The 17,160-nt window shown below is 39.7% G+C and carries 14 protein-coding genes; 10 read left to right on the plus strand and 4 right to left on the minus strand.

Annotated features, from left to right (window positions below; all coding sequences use genetic code 11):
- The first annotated feature begins 198 nt into the window (after nt 1-198).
- Genes FAZ15_RS09790 through FAZ15_RS09805 form a run of 4 tightly spaced genes read left to right on the plus strand, consistent with a single transcriptional unit; the run spans nt 199 to nt 8,960 of the window.
- The gene (locus FAZ15_RS09790) at nt 199-4,110 is read left to right on the plus strand and encodes a response regulator (RefSeq protein WP_136901120.1); all 3,912 of its coding nucleotides are present in this window, start codon (nt 199-201) and stop codon (nt 4,108-4,110) included.
- 1 nt (nt 4,111) lies between these two features.
- Complete coding sequence (locus tag FAZ15_RS09795) at nt 4,112-4,468, plus strand: response regulator transcription factor (protein ID WP_136901121.1); 357 nt, start codon at nt 4,112-4,114, stop codon at nt 4,466-4,468.
- The gene (locus tag FAZ15_RS09800; protein WP_136901122.1) at nt 4,468-5,541 is read left to right on the plus strand and encodes a HEAT repeat domain-containing protein; all 1,074 of its coding nucleotides are present in this window, start codon (nt 4,468-4,470) and stop codon (nt 5,539-5,541) included. Before FAZ15_RS09795 ends, FAZ15_RS09800 begins: the two co-directional genes overlap by 1 nt.
- On the plus strand, nt 5,538-8,960 hold the full coding sequence (locus FAZ15_RS09805; RefSeq protein ID WP_136901123.1) for a sulfatase-like hydrolase/transferase: 3,423 nt from the start codon (nt 5,538-5,540) through the stop codon (nt 8,958-8,960). Before FAZ15_RS09800 ends, FAZ15_RS09805 begins: the two co-directional genes overlap by 4 nt.
- Here the strand turns inward: FAZ15_RS09805 and FAZ15_RS09810 are convergent.
- From FAZ15_RS09810 to FAZ15_RS09825, 3 genes are all read right to left on the minus strand, one after another.
- A complete protein-coding gene (locus FAZ15_RS09810) occupies nt 8,957-10,198 on the minus strand; it encodes a YaiO family outer membrane beta-barrel protein (RefSeq protein ID WP_136901124.1) in 1,242 nt (413 codons plus the stop codon). The two genes, FAZ15_RS09805 and FAZ15_RS09810, sit on opposite strands and share 4 nt — an antisense overlap.
- A 195-nt stretch (nt 10,199-10,393) precedes the next feature.
- Nucleotides 10,394-10,693 carry a GNAT family N-acetyltransferase gene (locus tag FAZ15_RS09820; RefSeq protein WP_136901125.1) on the minus strand — a complete coding sequence of 100 codons (300 nt, stop codon included), beginning with the start codon at nt 10,691-10,693 and terminating at the stop codon, nt 10,394-10,396.
- Nucleotides 10,680-10,922, minus strand: coding sequence for a (4Fe-4S)-binding protein (locus FAZ15_RS09825; protein WP_136901126.1), 243 nt, complete (start codon nt 10,920-10,922; stop codon nt 10,680-10,682). The genes FAZ15_RS09820 and FAZ15_RS09825 overlap by 14 nt, the downstream gene beginning before the upstream one ends.
- 308 nt (nt 10,923-11,230) lie before the next feature.
- Between FAZ15_RS09825 and FAZ15_RS09830 the strand changes: the two genes are divergently transcribed.
- The 3 genes from FAZ15_RS09830 to FAZ15_RS09840 all read left to right on the plus strand — a co-directional run bounded on the left by FAZ15_RS09830 (nt 11,231) and on the right by FAZ15_RS09840 (nt 12,737).
- Nucleotides 11,231-11,710 carry a hypothetical protein gene (locus tag FAZ15_RS09830; RefSeq protein ID WP_136901127.1) on the plus strand — a complete coding sequence of 160 codons (480 nt, stop codon included), beginning with the start codon at nt 11,231-11,233 and terminating at the stop codon, nt 11,708-11,710.
- A gap of 257 nt (nt 11,711-11,967) precedes the next feature.
- The gene (locus FAZ15_RS09835) at nt 11,968-12,453 is read left to right on the plus strand and encodes a helix-turn-helix domain-containing protein (RefSeq protein WP_136901128.1); all 486 of its coding nucleotides are present in this window, start codon (nt 11,968-11,970) and stop codon (nt 12,451-12,453) included.
- Nucleotides 12,454-12,527: 74 nt separating this feature from the next.
- Nucleotides 12,528-12,737, plus strand: a complete 210-nt coding sequence (locus FAZ15_RS09840; RefSeq protein WP_136901129.1) for a hypothetical protein — start codon at nt 12,528-12,530, stop codon at nt 12,735-12,737.
- 63 nt (nt 12,738-12,800) lie between these two features.
- Here the strand turns inward: FAZ15_RS09840 and FAZ15_RS09845 are convergent, their stop codons facing one another.
- Nucleotides 12,801-13,790: an aldo/keto reductase gene (locus tag FAZ15_RS09845; RefSeq protein ID WP_136901130.1), complete on the minus strand. Its 990-nt coding sequence runs from the start codon at nt 13,788-13,790 to the stop codon at nt 12,801-12,803.
- A 519-nt stretch (nt 13,791-14,309) separates the two neighbouring features.
- Here FAZ15_RS09845 and FAZ15_RS09850 point away from each other — a divergent pair.
- From FAZ15_RS09850 to FAZ15_RS09860, 3 genes are read left to right on the plus strand one after another with little or no spacing between them, the layout of a single operon-like run.
- Nucleotides 14,310-15,584, plus strand: a complete 1,275-nt coding sequence (locus FAZ15_RS09850) for an OmpA family protein (protein ID WP_136901131.1) — start codon at nt 14,310-14,312, stop codon at nt 15,582-15,584.
- 10 nt (nt 15,585-15,594) lie between these two features.
- A complete protein-coding gene (locus FAZ15_RS09855; RefSeq protein WP_136901132.1) occupies nt 15,595-16,239 on the plus strand; it encodes a hypothetical protein in 645 nt (214 codons plus the stop codon).
- Between the two features lie 22 nt (nt 16,240-16,261).
- On the plus strand, nt 16,262-17,131 hold the full coding sequence (locus tag FAZ15_RS09860; protein ID WP_136901133.1) for a hypothetical protein: 870 nt from the start codon (nt 16,262-16,264) through the stop codon (nt 17,129-17,131).
- Nucleotides 17,132-17,160: the final 29 nt, after the last annotated feature.

Consider the following 17,160-nt stretch of genomic DNA (forward strand, 5'->3'; position numbering starts at 1 on the left):
TATTGTGCGGCCTTATTTCTATTCGGACATAGACTACCTTAAAAGGGGTTTTTAAACTTCCTGGAACCATTCTGCTTTAAAATTGTTATTAATATTAATAACTAGATAAGGTAGAGCTTATATATTACTGGTCTACTAGGCATTCGCAATTTTTTTTATTAATTTCAAACGCGAAAAACAATTTTACTTAGAACCTCGATGGAAAATTTCCCGATCCCAGATAATGAACTAGCGCGTATCCAAAAGTTGAAGTCCTACGAACTTCTGGGGCTTGGAAAAGACCAGGATCTAGATGTGTTCGCGCAAGCCGCCTGCCTAATAACCGACTGCCCAGCGGCGCTCATTGCGATGATGGAGGAGGATACGCAACGCATTCAAAGCTGCGTAGGTCTCGATTTCGAATTTGTCGACAGACGTAGCACCTTGTGTCAATATACCATTATGACGAGAGAGGTTCTTGTTATCGAAGATACCTTTAAAGATCCGCGATCATCTTCCAATCCTTTAATCCAGGAGGGAAATATAAGGTTCTATGCTGGCGTACCACTAGCCGACGAAGATGGCATTGTTTTGGGTACCATTTGCGTGATTGATTTTGAGCCGAAATCCCTTTCTGACAAGCAGATGATTTCCTTGGAACAACTGGGTAAAGCGGTCACGAAAATTCTTCTTTCGAAAAAAAGAAAGGTACAGGCAGGCTACTTTGGCGAGATATTTCACCTCACAAATAATATAATTTGTGTGCTAGATGGTTTATTTCGAATCAAGGAAGCTAATCCGGCATTCACAGAGCTGTTACACGTATCGAGATCGTCGATAATCGATAAACCTTTTCACGATATTATCAGTAGTAGCGATGAAGGTTTATTATTAGCCTTAGAGCAGGTGCCCGAAAGTGATCAAGGGATTCAACTGACTACCGTTACAAATATAGCCGAGGAAAATGATATTATCATTGAGTGGCATCTCAAATACCATCCGATCCAGCATGAGATATTTGCCTTCGGGAGAAACGTAACCAAGGAGCGTGAAGAACAGCTGAAATTGGAGAGTTCCGAACGACGGTTTCGGAATTTTTTTGAGAATGCTATTGGACTTATGAGTATGCACGATTTGGATGGCAATATTCTCGCTGTCAATGAAAAGGGGCGTGAACTATTAAAATACTCCGAAAATCAAGTAAAAGATCTAAACCTCCGGCAATTAGTACCGTCTCGTCATTTACAAAATATGGAGCAATATTTAGAGCGAATCGCTCAAGTCGGCGAAGACTCCGGTATGATGATTTTGCAAACGAAAGATAAAGAGAAGATTTATTGGCTGTATCACAATATGCTTGAGACTGACACCGAAGGTAAACCATATGTAGTGAGTACAGCATTGAATATGACCGAACGCATACAGTTAGAGCGGGATCTCCTGCATACCAAGCAGATCTTAGAACAGACGAATGCCGTAGCACAGGTCGGTGGCTGGGAGGTAGACCTGATCCAAGATAAGGTCTATTGGTCAGATTCTACCAAACTGATTCATGGTGTAAACCGAGACTTTGTTCCGAACATTGAGCATGCTATCAATTTTTTTGAACCAGAAAGCCGAGAAAAAATAAAGGATATCTTTGCACGTGCAATAAATGATGGTATACCTTACGATATCGAATTGAGGCTTCGTAAAGAGCAAGGCGATGTGATTTGGGTGCGCGTAAAAGGAATACCGGAACTTGAAAACGGTTCATGTAAGCGGGTATTCGGCATTATTCAAGACATAGATATGAGCAAGTCGCTCTTTTTAGAGTTAGAAAGAAAGGAAGCGATGCTACAGGCTTTTGTAGATTACGTTCCGGCGTCTGTGGCCATGTTCGACCGAGAGCTCAATTATGTATCCGTTAGCAACCAATGGGTCGAAGATTTTCACCAGGGAAAAGCTGATTTGATCGATCAAAATTTGTTTACCCTATTCCCACATATTCCTGAAAAACGAAAGCAGATATACCTCGAAGCCTTAGAAGGCAAGCCTTACAAAAATGTTGATGAGGTGATTCAGCCGGAGGGTATGCAAGCTCCACAACATTTTAACTGGGAGGTTCGACCGTGGCATATCTCTGATGGCAGCATCGGCGGAATCATAATTTTCACCCAGAATATTACGGACTCAGTTATGGTAAACGAGGAACTGAAGAGGGCAAAGGAGCTCGCTGTGTTAGCAAGTCAAGCAAAATCCGAGTTTTTGGCCAACATGAGCCACGAGATACGAACCCCGTTAAATGGCGTTATTGGTTTTTCCGACCTGTTGCTAAAGACACCGCTTAATGAAGTCCAGATACAATATCTAAATTATATCAACGAATCCGGAAACAGCCTGTTGAACATCATCAATGATATTCTGGATTTTTCTAAGATCGAATCGGGAAAATTGGAGTTGTTTGTCGATAGATTTAATGTCTACGACTTGGCTAATCAGGTTATTAATGTAATACTTTATCAGGCGCAGCGCAAAGACTTAGAGCTTTTGCTCAACATAGAACAAGGATTGCCAGCCTCTATTTGGATTGACGAATCCCGCGTTAAGCAAATATTGATCAACCTGTTGGGGAATTCGATCAAATTTACTGAACGAGGAGAAATAGAGCTCAAAATCGAAAAATTAAGTTGCGATGATAACACGCTCCGGCTACGATTTTCGGTGCGGGATACCGGTATCGGTATCCCGCTGAGCAAGCAACAGCGTATTTTTGATGCGTTCACGCAAGAAGACAGCTCCGTAAGTAAACGATACGGGGGTACAGGGTTAGGGCTAACTATATCAAATAATTTGCTAAAGTATATGGGTAGTAAGCTTAGCCTCGAAAGTGTAGTGAGCGAAGGATCGACGTTTTATTTCGATATAGATGTTGCGTATGAGCAAGGCAGCGAGGAAAATAACGGAGAACTTCCAGTCAGCAGGGTACTCGTTGTAGACGACAATGCGAATAACAGGATTATTCTGCAGCACATGTTAGGCTATAAGCATGTCGAAGCCGTGCTTGCGGAGAACGGAATGGAAGCATTGCAGCTGCTGGTTAAAGGAGAACGCTTCGATGTTATTTTGATGGATTACCATATGCCTATTCTATCGGGGTTGGCAACGATAGATAAAATTAGAGAGCTATTTTATAAGCAAGGTGAAGTCGTTCCGCTAATCGTTTTGCATACATCTTCAGAGGAACATGAGGTTTTGTCCAGCTGCCGTCAGGAAAGCGACTTATCTCTTCTATTAAAACCTATTAAATCAAATGAGTTGTACCAAACGCTTCGGCGGGTTGTTCTGCAAAATAAACAAGATAGAACGCCAGCGAAGTTAAAAGGGGCAGCACCTAATTCTGCTATTTATGAGCAGCAAGCTCTGGTTTTATTAGCTGATGATAATGCAGTAAATATGGCACTGAACTTAAGAATAATGGCTTCGCTTATGCCAAATGCCAAATTAGTTGATGTATCCAACGGTGCGGATGCGGTCAATGAATGTTTGCATCAGTCTTTTGATTTGATATTAATGGATGTCCAAATGCCACAGGTTGATGGCATAGAAGCAACAAAGCAGATCCGCCAACTTCCTGGCTACCAGTTTACACCAATAATCGGTATCACAGCCGGAAATGTCCGGGGTGAGCGAGAAAAATGTTTAGCGGCCGGGATGTCCGATTTCCTTCCAAAACCAATACGGCAACAAGATCTGGATAACATATTGAAAAAATTTATGGCAGAGTCGTCCGAAAGCATAGATACCTTTAAATTGGACGAACATTTGGATATACAGGCTCTAGAACTGCAGGTTGGAGACGATGCCGAATTCAGGGTGTTTTTCCTTGAGCTTGTTGTTAAAGAGCTTAAGGATGTTGAAATCAACCTAAAACAGTCGAAGGATGATCGCGATCTGAGCCGTATAAACGAAGTTTTGCATAAACTCAGGGGCACTGCCTCTACAGCTGGGCTAATCGAGCTAGCTAGGCTTACATCTAAACTGGAGAATAACCTGTCGTCCGATACTGATCTAGAAATTGCACTGATAGATATTGAGCAGGAAATTGGACTAGGAATAAATTTAATTACTAAACTTTTAAAGAAACAATAGCATGTTGATTTTAATAGCTGAAGATGACGAATTGATATTACGAACGGTCGAACATAAATTGTTAAAAGAAGGACATCAAACCATTTTGACTCGCAATGGCAGAGAGGCCATTGAGAAGATTAAAGAGCTAGATATAGACCTCGTCATCACCGATATTATGATGCCTTTTGCCTCTGGTATAGAAATATTATCCGCGATACGATCGTTTGAGAAGCAATTGCCCGTTATAGTTCTGTCGAGTATGGGACAGGAAGAAGTCGTTGCAGATGCCTTCGACTTAGGGGCGTCAGACTTTATGGTTAAACCTTTTAGTCCTAACGAATTAATTTTGAGGATTAAACGCTTAGCTGGCAAATAATGAACTCCATATTCCATCGGGTTACCATCCACGAGCTTATAATCGCAATTGTCGTTGTGTTGAGTTTAGTCGTTTTATTGATTATGATGGTGTTACTTTATAGTTTTTACAAGTATAAGGTGCTACATCAAAGACAAATTTGGTTACAGGAGAGCGAACAGAAAGTGACACAAGCTATCGTTAGCGGTGAAGAAGTAGGGAGTGTCGATGAAAAATTTATAATGAAACTCCGCAATCCGTCTTTTCGTAATATTTTTTTGAGTGTTTTGGTGGCCTCTGATCAAAAATTCTCTGGCGGCGCTCGTAATGAAGTAAATAACCTCTTTAAAACCTATAAGATGGAAGATGCAGCTTGGCAAAAAATCCGGCAAAAAAAGGCCTATGTCGTTGCTGGTGGTATACTCGAGTTAGCGGTTATGCGCGTGGAAAGTGCCCTTCCCTACATATCCTCTCTCCTTGAACATCCCAAGCGACAGGTCTATCAAGAAGCGCAGTATGCTGTAGTCAGTTTTAAGGGATTTGATGGCTTGGATTTTCTAAATACGCTTGTAGCGCCTTTGTCAGATTGGCAGCAATTACGTTTGCTGCGTTCCATTGGAAAGTTGCCCGTTGCACACGAAGAATGGGTGAAAAATTGGCTGTCAAGTTCAAACCAAACAGTTATTATTTTTACACTTCGTCTTATACGAAAGTTTCAGTTGTTGCCCTTTTATGCCGACGCCATCAACTTATTTGACCATAGATCTGTGACCGTTAAAGTACAGGCGATACGTACCATTATAGCCCTAGAAAACGTCGAAACCATCAATCAATTGATAGCCGTTTTTTTTAAGCAGCCCATTGAGGCACAGATTGAAATTTTACGAGCTCTTAAGAAATCGCGGAGTCCGCAAAGTACACCATTCCTCCAGCAGCAGCTATGGCACCATCCTGCGATTTCAATAAAGATTGCTGCTACGGAAGCGTTGATTGCTTTGAAACAACACGACTACTTACAGCGTATTGCAACAGATGAAACGGTGCCCGAAGAAATTAAACAAGTTATTAAACACGCGTTACAAGAAAAAACATGATAGAATTCGCACATATTGTTTACGAGGTAGTGATCTGGCTATTTCTCCTCTATTCAGCGGCTGTATTTCTTATCTATATCTGGGTGGGGCTATATGCATATGGTGCTGTATCGCGTTATAACCAGGAAAACACATTTACCGAGTATAACTTTATCGCTACAAACGCCGATGCGCCCACCTTCAGCCTAATTGCCCCCGCATTTAATGAAGGTATGACCATTGTAGAAAATGTTCGTTCACTACTCTCCATTTATTACCATAACCTGGAAATTATTATCGTTAACGATGGTAGCAGGGACGATTCTATGCAGAAGCTGATTGAAGCCTATAACCTTGAGGCGATATCCTTTTTCGTTCAGGGGAACATCAAAACAAAGGAAATTCGGGGTATATATAAGAGTCAAAATCCAGCGTTTAAGAAGTTAATTGTTGTCGATAAACAGAATGGGGGCAAGGCCGATGCGTTAAACGTAGGTGTAAACATATCTTCAGGCGAATACATTGTTTGTATCGATGTGGATTGCATCCTCGAGCAGGATGCAATTTTGAAACTGGCAAAGCCCTTTTTAGAACAGACTGACAAGCAGGTTATTGCCTGCGGGGGAGTTATTCGTTTGGCCAATAATTGCAGAATTGAGAACGGGAAGGTAGTTGAGGTTAACTTGCCAAAATCATGGCTAGGCCGAATGCAAGCATTAGAATATATACGGGCTTTTGTTTTAGGTCGTATGGCTTGGTCAAGAGCTTCGGGATTAATTCTAATATCGGGGGCGTTTGGAGCTTTTGATAAACAGATCGTGTTAGCCTGCGGTGGTTACGATACCGACACCGTTGGAGAGGACATGGAGTTGGTAGTAAGGATGCGACGCTATATGGAAGAGCAGGGGAAACCTTATGAGGTCGTAAATATCCCAGATCCGTTATGTTGGACAGAGGTTCCCGAATCCAAGGCGGTGCTCAAGAAGCAACGTAACCGCTGGATGCGAGGTACCATAGAGACACTATGGAAGCATCGCAAGCTCATGTTTAATCCAAGGTATGGAAGATTAGGATTGGTCAGTCTTCCATACTGGTTTTTCTTCGAGTTTTTAGGACCGCTAATCGAATTTACCGGTTACTTTGTTTTTTTGCTCTTTTTAATCTTCGGAATCATTAACTGGCCCTTTTTCTTTGCATTATTTGCCCTCGTTATATCATCCGGTATCTTATATTCTATCTATGCAATCCTGGTCGATCTCGTAAGTCATCAGGTATATAGTAAAAAACAAGACCTTGCCAAGCTAGTCGTTACAGCTATCTTCGAGCCTTTCTATTTTCATCCTACCGTAGTCGGCGCAGGCGTTCGGGGTGTGGTCGACTATTTTCGGAAGCAGCACGGTTGGGGCGAAATGACCCGGCAAGGCTTTCAACAAACTGCTATCGAAGAACCCCTGATGAAACGCGTAGGTAGGCAGCTAGCGTCTGCGTTGAAAAACTACGGCATAATAGCGCTTGTTTTCCTTATACTTTATATGATTTCGGTGGGTGCAGAATGGTGGTGGTATCGCCGTAGTTTTACGCAACTTGCCGAAGCAAATACTGGAGGTCAATTATTTTTGGATAATCTTTACTTCGCATTCCAAGTGCTTTTAGGTGGGGGAGCGGTATACATGGTCTTACAATTTGTTAGCCGGTGGTGGGCAACCGCTTTGGTCACGGTTTCGTTTTCCTTCATAGTCGTAATGCAGTACATCCTTTTTTTGTACTATGCGGAGTCACGTAATCTACTTGGGGCAGATCTTTTTTATTACAATATCGAAGAGATGAAACAGATCTTAGACACCAGCGGTATGCTAAGCTTCACCAATATCGCGTTGCTTACAGTTCTCGTACTGGCATCCTACCTGCCATTTTGGATTTTTAGTAAGCGGTCTCTGTCTACGATTTATGTAAGCTTAGGTGTACTGCTACTCGGTTTTTTTACAAGCTTTATGCCCTTAGATAGTTTTTTGTTTTCATCCACTAAAAGTGATTTATTCGTGGAAAATGCAGGAAGAAGTAAATGGCGATATTTTTTTACATCTAATCTTACTAACTACATCGGAGAGCATCAGGCTATTTTTGACCGTTGGCGGGATAATAATTCTGATTCTACGGGTCATGACGATCAGTTTCCCTTTCTTAGAAATGAGGATACAAAAGATATTCTAGGCAGCTTTTTCAAAAAGACAGATACCGTACCCAACTTAGTGTTTGTTATCTTGGAAGGGCTTGGAAGCGCCTACAGCTCACCGTCGGGTTACATCGGTAATTTTACTCCGTTTATTGACTCCTTAGTTAAGCGCTCTCTCCATTGGGAGAATAATTTGAGTTCGTCGGGGAGAACATTTGCCGTTTTACCCACACTAACCGGTTCATTGCCCTTCGGAGCACACGGCTTTTTAGAACAAGATAGCCTGCCTGCACATTTCAATTTGTTTAATGTCCTGAAAAAAAACGGATTTTCCACCGGGTTTTTCTATGGTGGCGATTCGAACTTTGATTACATGAAGAAGTTTATCGCTTACAGTGAAGTGGACACAATTGTCGATCAGAATGCATTTTCGCCTCCTTACAAAAAGCTTCCAGAGCAAGGAGGTGAAAGCTGGGGGTACGAAGATCAAGCCGTCTTTACTAAATTTCTAGAACTGCAGGGCTTACAACAGAAACCCTATTTTCATGTCTTGCTTACCTTGTCTACACATAATCCATTCTTGATTAATAATGTATCTTACTATGACAAACTTTTCGACCAACGACTAGCGAACCTACCCTTATCCGCCGAGAGTAAAAAGTGGGCACTTGAGAATAAAAAGCAGTTGGTATCCGTCTTGAATGTAGATGACGCATTACGCCAGTTTTTTTACGCATATCAAAAAAGAGCCGACTTCGGTAACACTATATTTTTAATAACAGGAGATCATGCCATGCCAGAGATTCCGTTGCAAAGTAAAATAGATCGCTATCATGTTCCGCTTATAATTTACTCACCTTTATTGACATCGCCCCACACTTTTATAAATATGGTCAGTCATTTCGATGTAGCTCCTACTATTTTAGCATATTACCGAGAGAATTTTAACCTGTATACACCGAATCAGGTCACGTGGATTGGTCGAGGATTAGCAGAAGGGATATCTGAGAAAGGCGACGGCATCGCGCTTATGCAAAGTAAAAATCAGTTAACTGATTTTGTATATCGTAATTATCATTTATCCGACGGAAAACTTTATAAATTGGATAGGCGATTAAATGCTGATCCTATTACAGATGCATCCGCACGCGAGCTGTTATTACACCGTTTTGATACCTTTAAACATAACAACAAATTTTTCTACGCCAAAAAAGAACTTTTACCCGATAGTCTGTACCGAGTTTACTTTGATGGAGACAAACCCTAGAATGTTTTAATGTAGCCCAAGGTAATATCTATCTGGTTTCCCTTTTCGGAGGGTTTATATTCTTGATTATAATAAGTCGAAGATACCGAGAAAAGGTTGGTACGATTTACAGAGAAATTATACTCCGCGCCCACCTTAAATGTTTTTAATCTATAGGGCGCGTTGTCGAGTAAGTTATTGCGATTCTCCTCCGGGCTTAAGCCCGTGCCAACAAGAAATCCCAGGTAATCATTTGCGCCTTTGGTATAGTAGCGAACGGTGCCTGCGTAGGACTGGGAAATGTTTTCCTGGCCAGGTGTAAGATAGGTGCGGAAATTGAACCAGTAGTTTTGATAGTATTTGCCCACCGAAGCCGTATACATCCAAATGTGGTCATTGAAATACAACTGGCGATAACCAACTTCCCCTTCAAAACTTTGCGGGAGATTTGCATACAGTGATACGCCAGTTCGGTAATTTGGGAATATTCCGACATTATCCGAGTAGCCTGCTCCGACATAGAGATAAAACATTTTCGAAAGTCGAGGGTAAGCTTCTAACTCGAGCTGCAAACCATTATCTGCAAATTTATTGGCATAGTTTGTCCTAAAAATCACAGATCCGATCGGTGTAGCTCTTCTATAGCTCAGGCCTATTATATGCCAGTCATCTTCGAATTGCCTGTCAAAATGGGTAAAGGTATATGCTACACCCACTGCATTTTTAGCTGTGTATTCTTGTATGTTTTTAATCAGTGCACGAGCTTCTGTGTGCTTGGGGTTCAATTCCAACAAGCGGTTTACCGAGCTTTCTGCCGCTTCGTAGTTGTTGTTACTATAGTTTATTTTAGTTTTTAGCAACAAAAGATCTTGAGAATTAGCATGTAATGCAATTCCCTTGTCGACAATAACATTAGCTTTGGTCGCCTGCTCGTTCCAGTATTCGAGCGACGCATAAGCCAGGAAGAAATCCTCATCCTGCACACGTCTATTTTCTAAATCTGTAAATACCGTTCGGGCAGAATCGACGTAATCGGACCAAGTATATAGGCGTCCAAGAAAAATACTGATATCTGTATATTCTGGGGCTTGTTTTAGCGCTTGTTTACTTAGTTTTATAGCTTCTAGATAATTTTTCTGATCAAATGCCTGTTGACGTGCCCTCAAAAAAAGCTCGTCAGCAGTCAGCTCGTTTTCTTGACCTATAGAGGTACAGGGAAGTATGCATGTACAGAGAAAAATAAAAAACAAAATCTTCATTATAGGTGTCATTTGCGATCGTCTTACAATATTAATTAAACTTAAATAAATTTGATTTTATATCCAAACGGTTCCGTCCGTACATATACCTAATCTAATCTTTACACCTGTTCTATTCTCCGGCTATCCCTGTAGGTCAGATTTCCTCTGAACAAATAACTGACCGTGGAACCGATATATGGATGAGGTAACTATTTACGTTTTTTTTAACCATACATCTGCGTAATCTTCGGGGTGGCGTTTGAATTGTGCAAGAACATAAGGGCAAAGCGGTATGATTCTCAAATTGTTTTCTTTCGCATAATTGACTAATTGATGAAGCAATAATTTAGCAAAGCCTCTTCCTTCGTGTTCGGGGTTAACTTCGGTATGATAAACCCGAAGCTTTCCATCAGCAACTGAAATATCCATTTTTCCTGCTTTTTTATCATCTGAAAACAGTTGGACTTCACCATAGATACTATCGTCTTTAAAAACTACTTTAGTGTTTTCCATTATCCAAATCGTCTAGGTAAGTATTTCTTTTAATACTCAATGCTCCGGATGGACATTTTGCAACCTGATCAATGAGTTCCTGTGCAGTGGCATTCTCGGCTTTTATCCAAGGGCGTTCTTTTGGATTATATACTTTTGATAAAGTATTTACACAAACTGCCGCGTGAATGCATAATTTTGGTTTCCAAAGAATGGTAATTTCTTTGTTGGGATATTCATGTGTTTCCATAATCGTTCTTTTCTTAAGTTAATTCGCATTCATTAAAAATGGTGATTTTAATTTATATTTTTCCTTCTCTAGTAGATATTGTTTTTTCTTTATCTTTTTCTCACTAAAATGGCTTTAATTCCTTTTCGGACATCAAAGATGAAGTTGTATCTATTAACATAATTGAATAGTGGATGCATGTAAGTAAATTGTAATATTCAAAGTTAGCTTTTTTTTTGCTTTATCTTTTCCTTCTGATGATATAGCTCATTTTATAGATGAAAAACAATCTCCTTCATTCGCACGTTTTATAAAAAAATCAAATTCAGATGCTGTACAAGGAAGTCAATTTTCATGTAGACCAACGTAATTTAGATACCACCTCATTTAGTTACAATTGCCACGGTGAAAAGAAAGGCAAGCTAACCTATTATTCAAAAAATGGCCATGTAATAATGATTACTCATAAGTACAATGAGTACGATCATTACGAGGCGACTGATCATTATTATGTACAAAATGACTCCCTGTATTTCGTTTTTCAAAAAGGGGTCGCATGGAGCTTCGAATCAGGTACACCGAATGCAACTAAAGATAATGTAACAGAAGAACGGGTTTATCTAGCCGATTTAAAACCAATACAATGTTTAGAAAAAAAATATGTGATCCGATCACATGCAAATGACAATCCCGATAGCGAAACATTGAATAACCAAGAAATAGATTGTTCTTCCTCGCACAATATATATGAATCCTACCAGGTGTTGGCAAAATATTATCAGTCACCGACATCAGGGTGTTTGGAATAGAGAAAAAATATCAACGGTCTCTTCTGCTACGAATAACTGGGAGATGATACATCAATAAAAATGCTCTTCTTCAGGACGATCTTCTTAAAATAAATATAACTTGCTATAATATAGAATTTACTATTTTTACAAGAGGCCATTAAGTAATCTCGCTGTAGTAATGATTGGCGACGCGCGGTTGCGGTAACAAGAAATTCGTGACAAGCCGACTAAGCCAAACCATTAGCAGTCAATTGGACTAATAACAATCATTGATAATGACGACCGATATTGTAGAAATAAACAACTTTATAGTTTTAATTGAGCAATCTAATGCCCAGAAGGATATTGTACAGCGATGTGCAATAGATGGAGATGCTGTAGGTTTTGCTTTCCTCGGCACTGACAAGAATGAACGTCTGACCAATGAAGATAAAAGCAAGCTCTTTTTGGCGAAAGAGATTATGGAGCAGCACATATGTAGCCCACCGTCATTAAGTGAATTATCAAAACTCATAGGTCTGAACAACAATAAATTAAAGAAAAACTTCAAAGAACTTTTTGGCGTTCCAGTTTTTAAATTTTTGCAGGAAGAACGTTTAAATAAAGCATACGAAATGTTAAGTACGAGTAGCGAAGGCGTTCAAGATGTGGCATGGCATGTGGGGTACGATAGCTTGAGCTCATTTTCAAATGCATTTCAAAGCAAATTTGGTGTTAGACCCAATGAAATCAAACAGCAATTCCTTTCAAACAAATCTTAATTCCTTTCAAACAAATTTAAAATAAACAGCCATCGCACCTTTGTATCATTATTAATTCATAAAAAGAATTTATCATGAAACAAAGTCAAATTTTAGTCCTTGGCGGAAAAGGAAAAACAGGAAGTAGAGTTGCGGAAAGATTACGCAACTTAGGATATGCCAATATCCGAATTGGTTCACGGAGTGCAATGCCGGCTTTTGATTGGGAAAATCAAGACAGTTGGTCTGAGGTGGTAAAAGACGTAGAAACTATCTGTATTGGAAACTCAAAATCGAGAAATTAAACGTTAAACCCTAAAAGTGTATTTATAAGTTTCGTAGCATTAAAAGCACCACAGGTTCCATCCTTATGCTGGAATCTGTGCTTTTTCGTAAATAAGGCCTTCTGATTTTAGCTCGTTCCAGAAATCAGCATGTGTTTCAGATTTCCACGCTTTTACATTACTTTGTACCTGATCGGTTGAACTTGCACCTGGAATAATTGCTACAAATTCGTCAGCAGCCAACACAAAATGCATCGCTGCGGTAATTATATCTATATCATACTTTTTAGCGATTTGTGCAATCTTATCCCGTTTTTCGGTCATTCCTTTTGGGATTACATCCTTGTAATTGTAGCGGTCTCTACCCGTTATAAATCCAGAATTATAGCCCGCTCCGGAAACCAGTTTCACGCCCGCTTTTTTAACAGCAGGGAGCAAACGATCCACCGCATCTTCATGTTCTAAAATCGAATATTGTGTAGCCGATAGGCAGATATCCGGATCGGCAGCTTCTATACAATCCAGGATAGGTTCAATCTTATTCACACCCATCCCCCAAGCTTTGATCACGCCTTCATCACGTAGTTTTGATAATACTTTGAAGGCGCCTTCTTTCGCCTGTTTCATATAGTAATCATAGCGATCGCCCACCTGATCTTCAGATAAATCATGGATATAAACAATGTCAATATAGTCAAGGCCCGTCCGCTCTAAGCTGTCTTCAATAGATTTTTTTACCGCATCTGCTGTGTACATATGTTTGAAGTCGAAATCCAAGGGGTTTTTCCACATCGTTGGCGGCACTTCCGATTTGTGAACCGGTGTAAATAAACGGCCGATCTTGGTAGAAAAGACAAAATCTTTACGGTTTTTGTCATTCAGAAATTCGCCAAATCTTCTTTCACTTTTTGTAAGTCCGTACCATGGCGAAGTATCGTAATGTCGGATATCCAAATCCCAGGCTTCCTGCAAAATTTTCTGTGACTGTTCGTCGGTAATATTTTCGAAAGCCGTACCGATCGCCACCCCTCCAAGACCTAATTGGTGTTCTTTTTTTAAAATACTATGGCTCATTATTTATATTTTTAATTTACTAATGATTTTGAGTCTTGTTAGCATAACAATAAATAACTAGAACTGTTTAAAATCCGATGAAAATGCTTACATGTGCTTCGCGGTATTAATGATTTTATAATCATTTTACGTATTGCATAACTATATTTTCACAACTTTGATTTAATTAAAATTCATGTACCAATAAGGAAAATAATAATTTTTCACCAAATGAAACCGTTTTTCACGAGCGTTCCACTCCGGAAAAAGGGTATCTGGCAGGATATGCAGCTCTATCTCCATCATTTATTCGTCAGTCAAGCTTCATCTGCGTGCGGTAACATCATGAGTTCCTTCATCAATCTGATTGGCCGATAATTTCGTAAAAACCTAATTCGCCAACTATTGAAATTTGTTATTGTTAGTTCAGATTTTTCCCAATATCAGGGAAAACCCTTAGCGTAAATTTCAATAATTCCCCCGATAAAGACTGCTCATTTTCTAAGCAATTTTGTTCATAATCTTATAATACTAAAAAATATGAAAACAAGATTGATATTTATAGCATTTACATTGGCAATCGTATCGTCTGTAAATGCACAGGTCATCAACCCTAAAGAAACCGCAAAACGTAAAGTTGAGGACAGGACTAACAGAAAAGCTGACGATACTATTGATAAGGGGCTTGATAAGCTAGAAGAAGGCATTGGCAATATTTTCAAAAAGAAAGATAAAAAGCAAAAAGACGAAAAGTCAAACACATCTACTAATTCCGCTAACTCGGGAAATGTTAGTGATAGTGAAAGCAGCAGTTCTGCCAGATCCAATTCCAAATTCGATTTCGAAGCGGGAGATAAGGTTTTGTATTTTGACAATTTTGAACGCCTGAATATCGGTGATTTTCCTGCCGAATTTAACACCACCGCTAGTGGCGAAATAGTGACTGTAAACGGAAAATCAGGGAAATGGCTTTCTATGACCAAAAACGGAGCTTTTATTCCCGAAAGCATTCAGGCGTTACCTGAAAATTTCACGTTGGAATTTGAAATAGGCATTACTGGTAATATCAGTAACAACTATTCTGGATTGGGCGTCAATTTCACTACCAACAATGATGATCTGTTCAAAGATGTCGTGTTTTTCGAAGGCTCACTTTTATACTTACATCCCGGCGATGATCTGCTTTCCGTACAAATACTTCCTAAAAATGGAACTGAAATTAATAATCAAATCCCAATGCCACAATGGTCTAAAGAAAGAAAGCCTTTTGCTAAAGTCTCTATTTGGCGACAAAGTGGTCGTTTACGAATGTACGTAAATGAAGATAAATTAATTGATATGCCTCGTTTTTTCTTAGAAAGCCAGCCATATAAAATGGCGTTTTTTAGAAGATTTTTAGAAGATTGTGAAGTCTATATTACAAATATCCGTTTTGCAATTGCTGGAGAAGACACAAGAAGCAAGCTGATTACCGACGGTAAATTTGTAACCAACGGAATTTTGTTTGATGTAAATAGCGATAACATCAAAACCGAAAGCGGTGCAGTGCTAAAAGAAATTGCAAGCACACTTCAAGAAAACCCCACAGTACGAGTAAAAATAATTGGACATACCGATAGTGATGGTGATGCAAGCACCAATCTTACCTTATCACAAAAAAGAGCATTGGCGGTAAAAAATGCTTTAATAAACTTTTATGGAATTAACGCTTCCCGAATGGAAACAGACGGGAAGGGAGAAAGCCAGCCTGTCCAATCCAATAATACAACTTCAGGAAAAGCTCAAAATCGTAGGGTAGAGTTTATTAAACTGTAAAATGGCAATAATGAACAACGTATTAAAATTATCGATTGCTATTATTCTTTATGCATCCTGTGCAGATAGTACTGAAACGGTAAGCGTTCCAACCGATTTTGATGCGCAAAAAATAGTGTCAGCGCAAAATCAGCTACAACAAATCCTTGTAAAGGAAATGGTAGCCGACGTGGTCGATGTTCCAGTGGGAAAAATAGAAGAATACATTGAAAATAAGCTTTTGGAAAAAGGGCAATACACCGTTTTGTACAGTTGGCCCACCGGGAAATCGATCAGCGTAAGCGATAAATACAGTATTCTGGAATACAACAGCATGGGCATCGGGTTTATTGCCACAGATGATGTGGCCATTTTTGAAGAAAAATACGGAAGCAATGCTGGGTTGCAACAACGGATTAACCAAATGGGTGCCGATAGCAATTTCAATAAAGAAATAGCCACCGCCGAAGCCAATTATTTATCGGGTTATGCACAACGAAGAACCGTAGAAAAACTGCAAAATGTAGCCACGGCTGCTTATTGGGAAAAACCGGTAAATGCGTTGCACGTATTTGCAGATAAGGTTTCGTTTACCATTACTACCAATTTTGGCGATGACGAAAACTTAGCTAAAAAAAATGCCATTCGGCTGGTAAACGAAATTCTGAATAAATAAATCCGCACAAAAAAAATTACGAATGAAAATAATATTTTTAATCATTGCCCTTTTTTTTTCCGTATCGGCATCTGCCGAAAAAGTATTGGTAGCCAATTGCACCGAAGGGCGGGGTTGCAGCTTCGAACTTAGCGATGTAGATGTCGAATTGCATAATCTCGGAGACCTAAAAGTTGGATTCGATCAAACCCTTGTTTTTGGCAAGACCAAAGATGGAAAGGACGTGCAATATGTAATAAAAAAACCTAGAGAAGCGATAGATAAAGATTGGGGTGGTGATGGGTTTACACAAATCGGATTATTCAATCCGCATATCCAACCCGCAGACGGACAATGGAATGCGGCTTATGGCAATTCTACCGGAAACGATTGTTATGGCATTGGCAACCTTGGCGCTTTTATGAAAAAGCAACAAGGTGCAGGGTCAGCAGGTAATGGCGATGTCACTTTCAGGTATCCATTTAATCCATCGCAGCTTTTTCCGTCGAGCGAAATGCGTTGGATAAAGACAGGATATAACACCTATAAAGGTTTACTCGATTTAGGTAGCAATAAAATAAGCGGTATGAAACTGCACTACAACATAACCATTGTAAGTTCCAAAAAGATAGAAACTTTTTATACGGTAGAAATAAAAATACCTACAAAAGAAACCTGCAAAGGTACAATTCCGGTAACTTTTATCCTCATCAAGGAAAAGGAAACAGAAGTTCCTTTTAGCGATGAAGAGAAGGTTGAGGACGACTTATTGCCTGTAATCCCGAAAGGAAAAGAAGATGATTTGCTTCCAGTAAAAACCAAAAAAGACGATTTGCTTCCGGTAGAACCGGGTAAAAAGCCTAAAACAAAGGTCGACAGACTAGATCACCCTAAAGTGGAGCGGATTAAATAATAAAACTCAGCTTACATAACAAATAACAA

Source organism: Sphingobacterium olei (genome assembly GCF_005048855.1).
Lineage (GTDB): Bacteria > Bacteroidota > Bacteroidia > Sphingobacteriales > Sphingobacteriaceae > Sphingobacterium > Sphingobacterium olei.

Bases quoted from the DNA above. Each gene is read 5' to 3' on its own strand.
- FAZ15_RS09790 (WP_136901120.1), top strand. From the start codon at position 199: ATGGAAAATTTCCCGATCCCAGATAATGAACTAGCGCGTATCCAAAAG.
- FAZ15_RS09795 (WP_136901121.1), top strand. From the start codon at position 4,112: ATGTTGATTTTAATAGCTGAAGATGACGAATTGATATTACGAACGGTC.
- FAZ15_RS09800 (WP_136901122.1), top strand. From the start codon at position 4,468: ATGAACTCCATATTCCATCGGGTTACCATCCACGAGCTTATAATCGCA.
- FAZ15_RS09805 (WP_136901123.1), top strand. From the start codon at position 5,538: ATGATAGAATTCGCACATATTGTTTACGAGGTAGTGATCTGGCTATTT.
- FAZ15_RS09810 (WP_136901124.1), bottom strand. From the start codon at position 10,198: ATGAAGATTTTGTTTTTTATTTTTCTCTGTACATGCATACTTCCCTGT.
- FAZ15_RS09820 (WP_136901125.1), bottom strand. From the start codon at position 10,693: ATGGAAAACACTAAAGTAGTTTTTAAAGACGATAGTATCTATGGTGAA.
- FAZ15_RS09825 (WP_136901126.1), bottom strand. From the start codon at position 10,922: ATGGAAACACATGAATATCCCAACAAAGAAATTACCATTCTTTGGAAA.
- FAZ15_RS09830 (WP_136901127.1), top strand. From the start codon at position 11,231: ATGCTGTACAAGGAAGTCAATTTTCATGTAGACCAACGTAATTTAGAT.
- FAZ15_RS09835 (WP_136901128.1), top strand. From the start codon at position 11,968: ATGACGACCGATATTGTAGAAATAAACAACTTTATAGTTTTAATTGAG.
- FAZ15_RS09840 (WP_136901129.1), top strand. From the start codon at position 12,528: ATGAAACAAAGTCAAATTTTAGTCCTTGGCGGAAAAGGAAAAACAGGA.
- FAZ15_RS09845 (WP_136901130.1), bottom strand. From the start codon at position 13,790: ATGAGCCATAGTATTTTAAAAAAAGAACACCAATTAGGTCTTGGAGGG.
- FAZ15_RS09850 (WP_136901131.1), top strand. From the start codon at position 14,310: ATGAAAACAAGATTGATATTTATAGCATTTACATTGGCAATCGTATCG.
- FAZ15_RS09855 (WP_136901132.1), top strand. From the start codon at position 15,595: ATGAACAACGTATTAAAATTATCGATTGCTATTATTCTTTATGCATCC.
- FAZ15_RS09860 (WP_136901133.1), top strand. From the start codon at position 16,262: ATGAAAATAATATTTTTAATCATTGCCCTTTTTTTTTCCGTATCGGCA.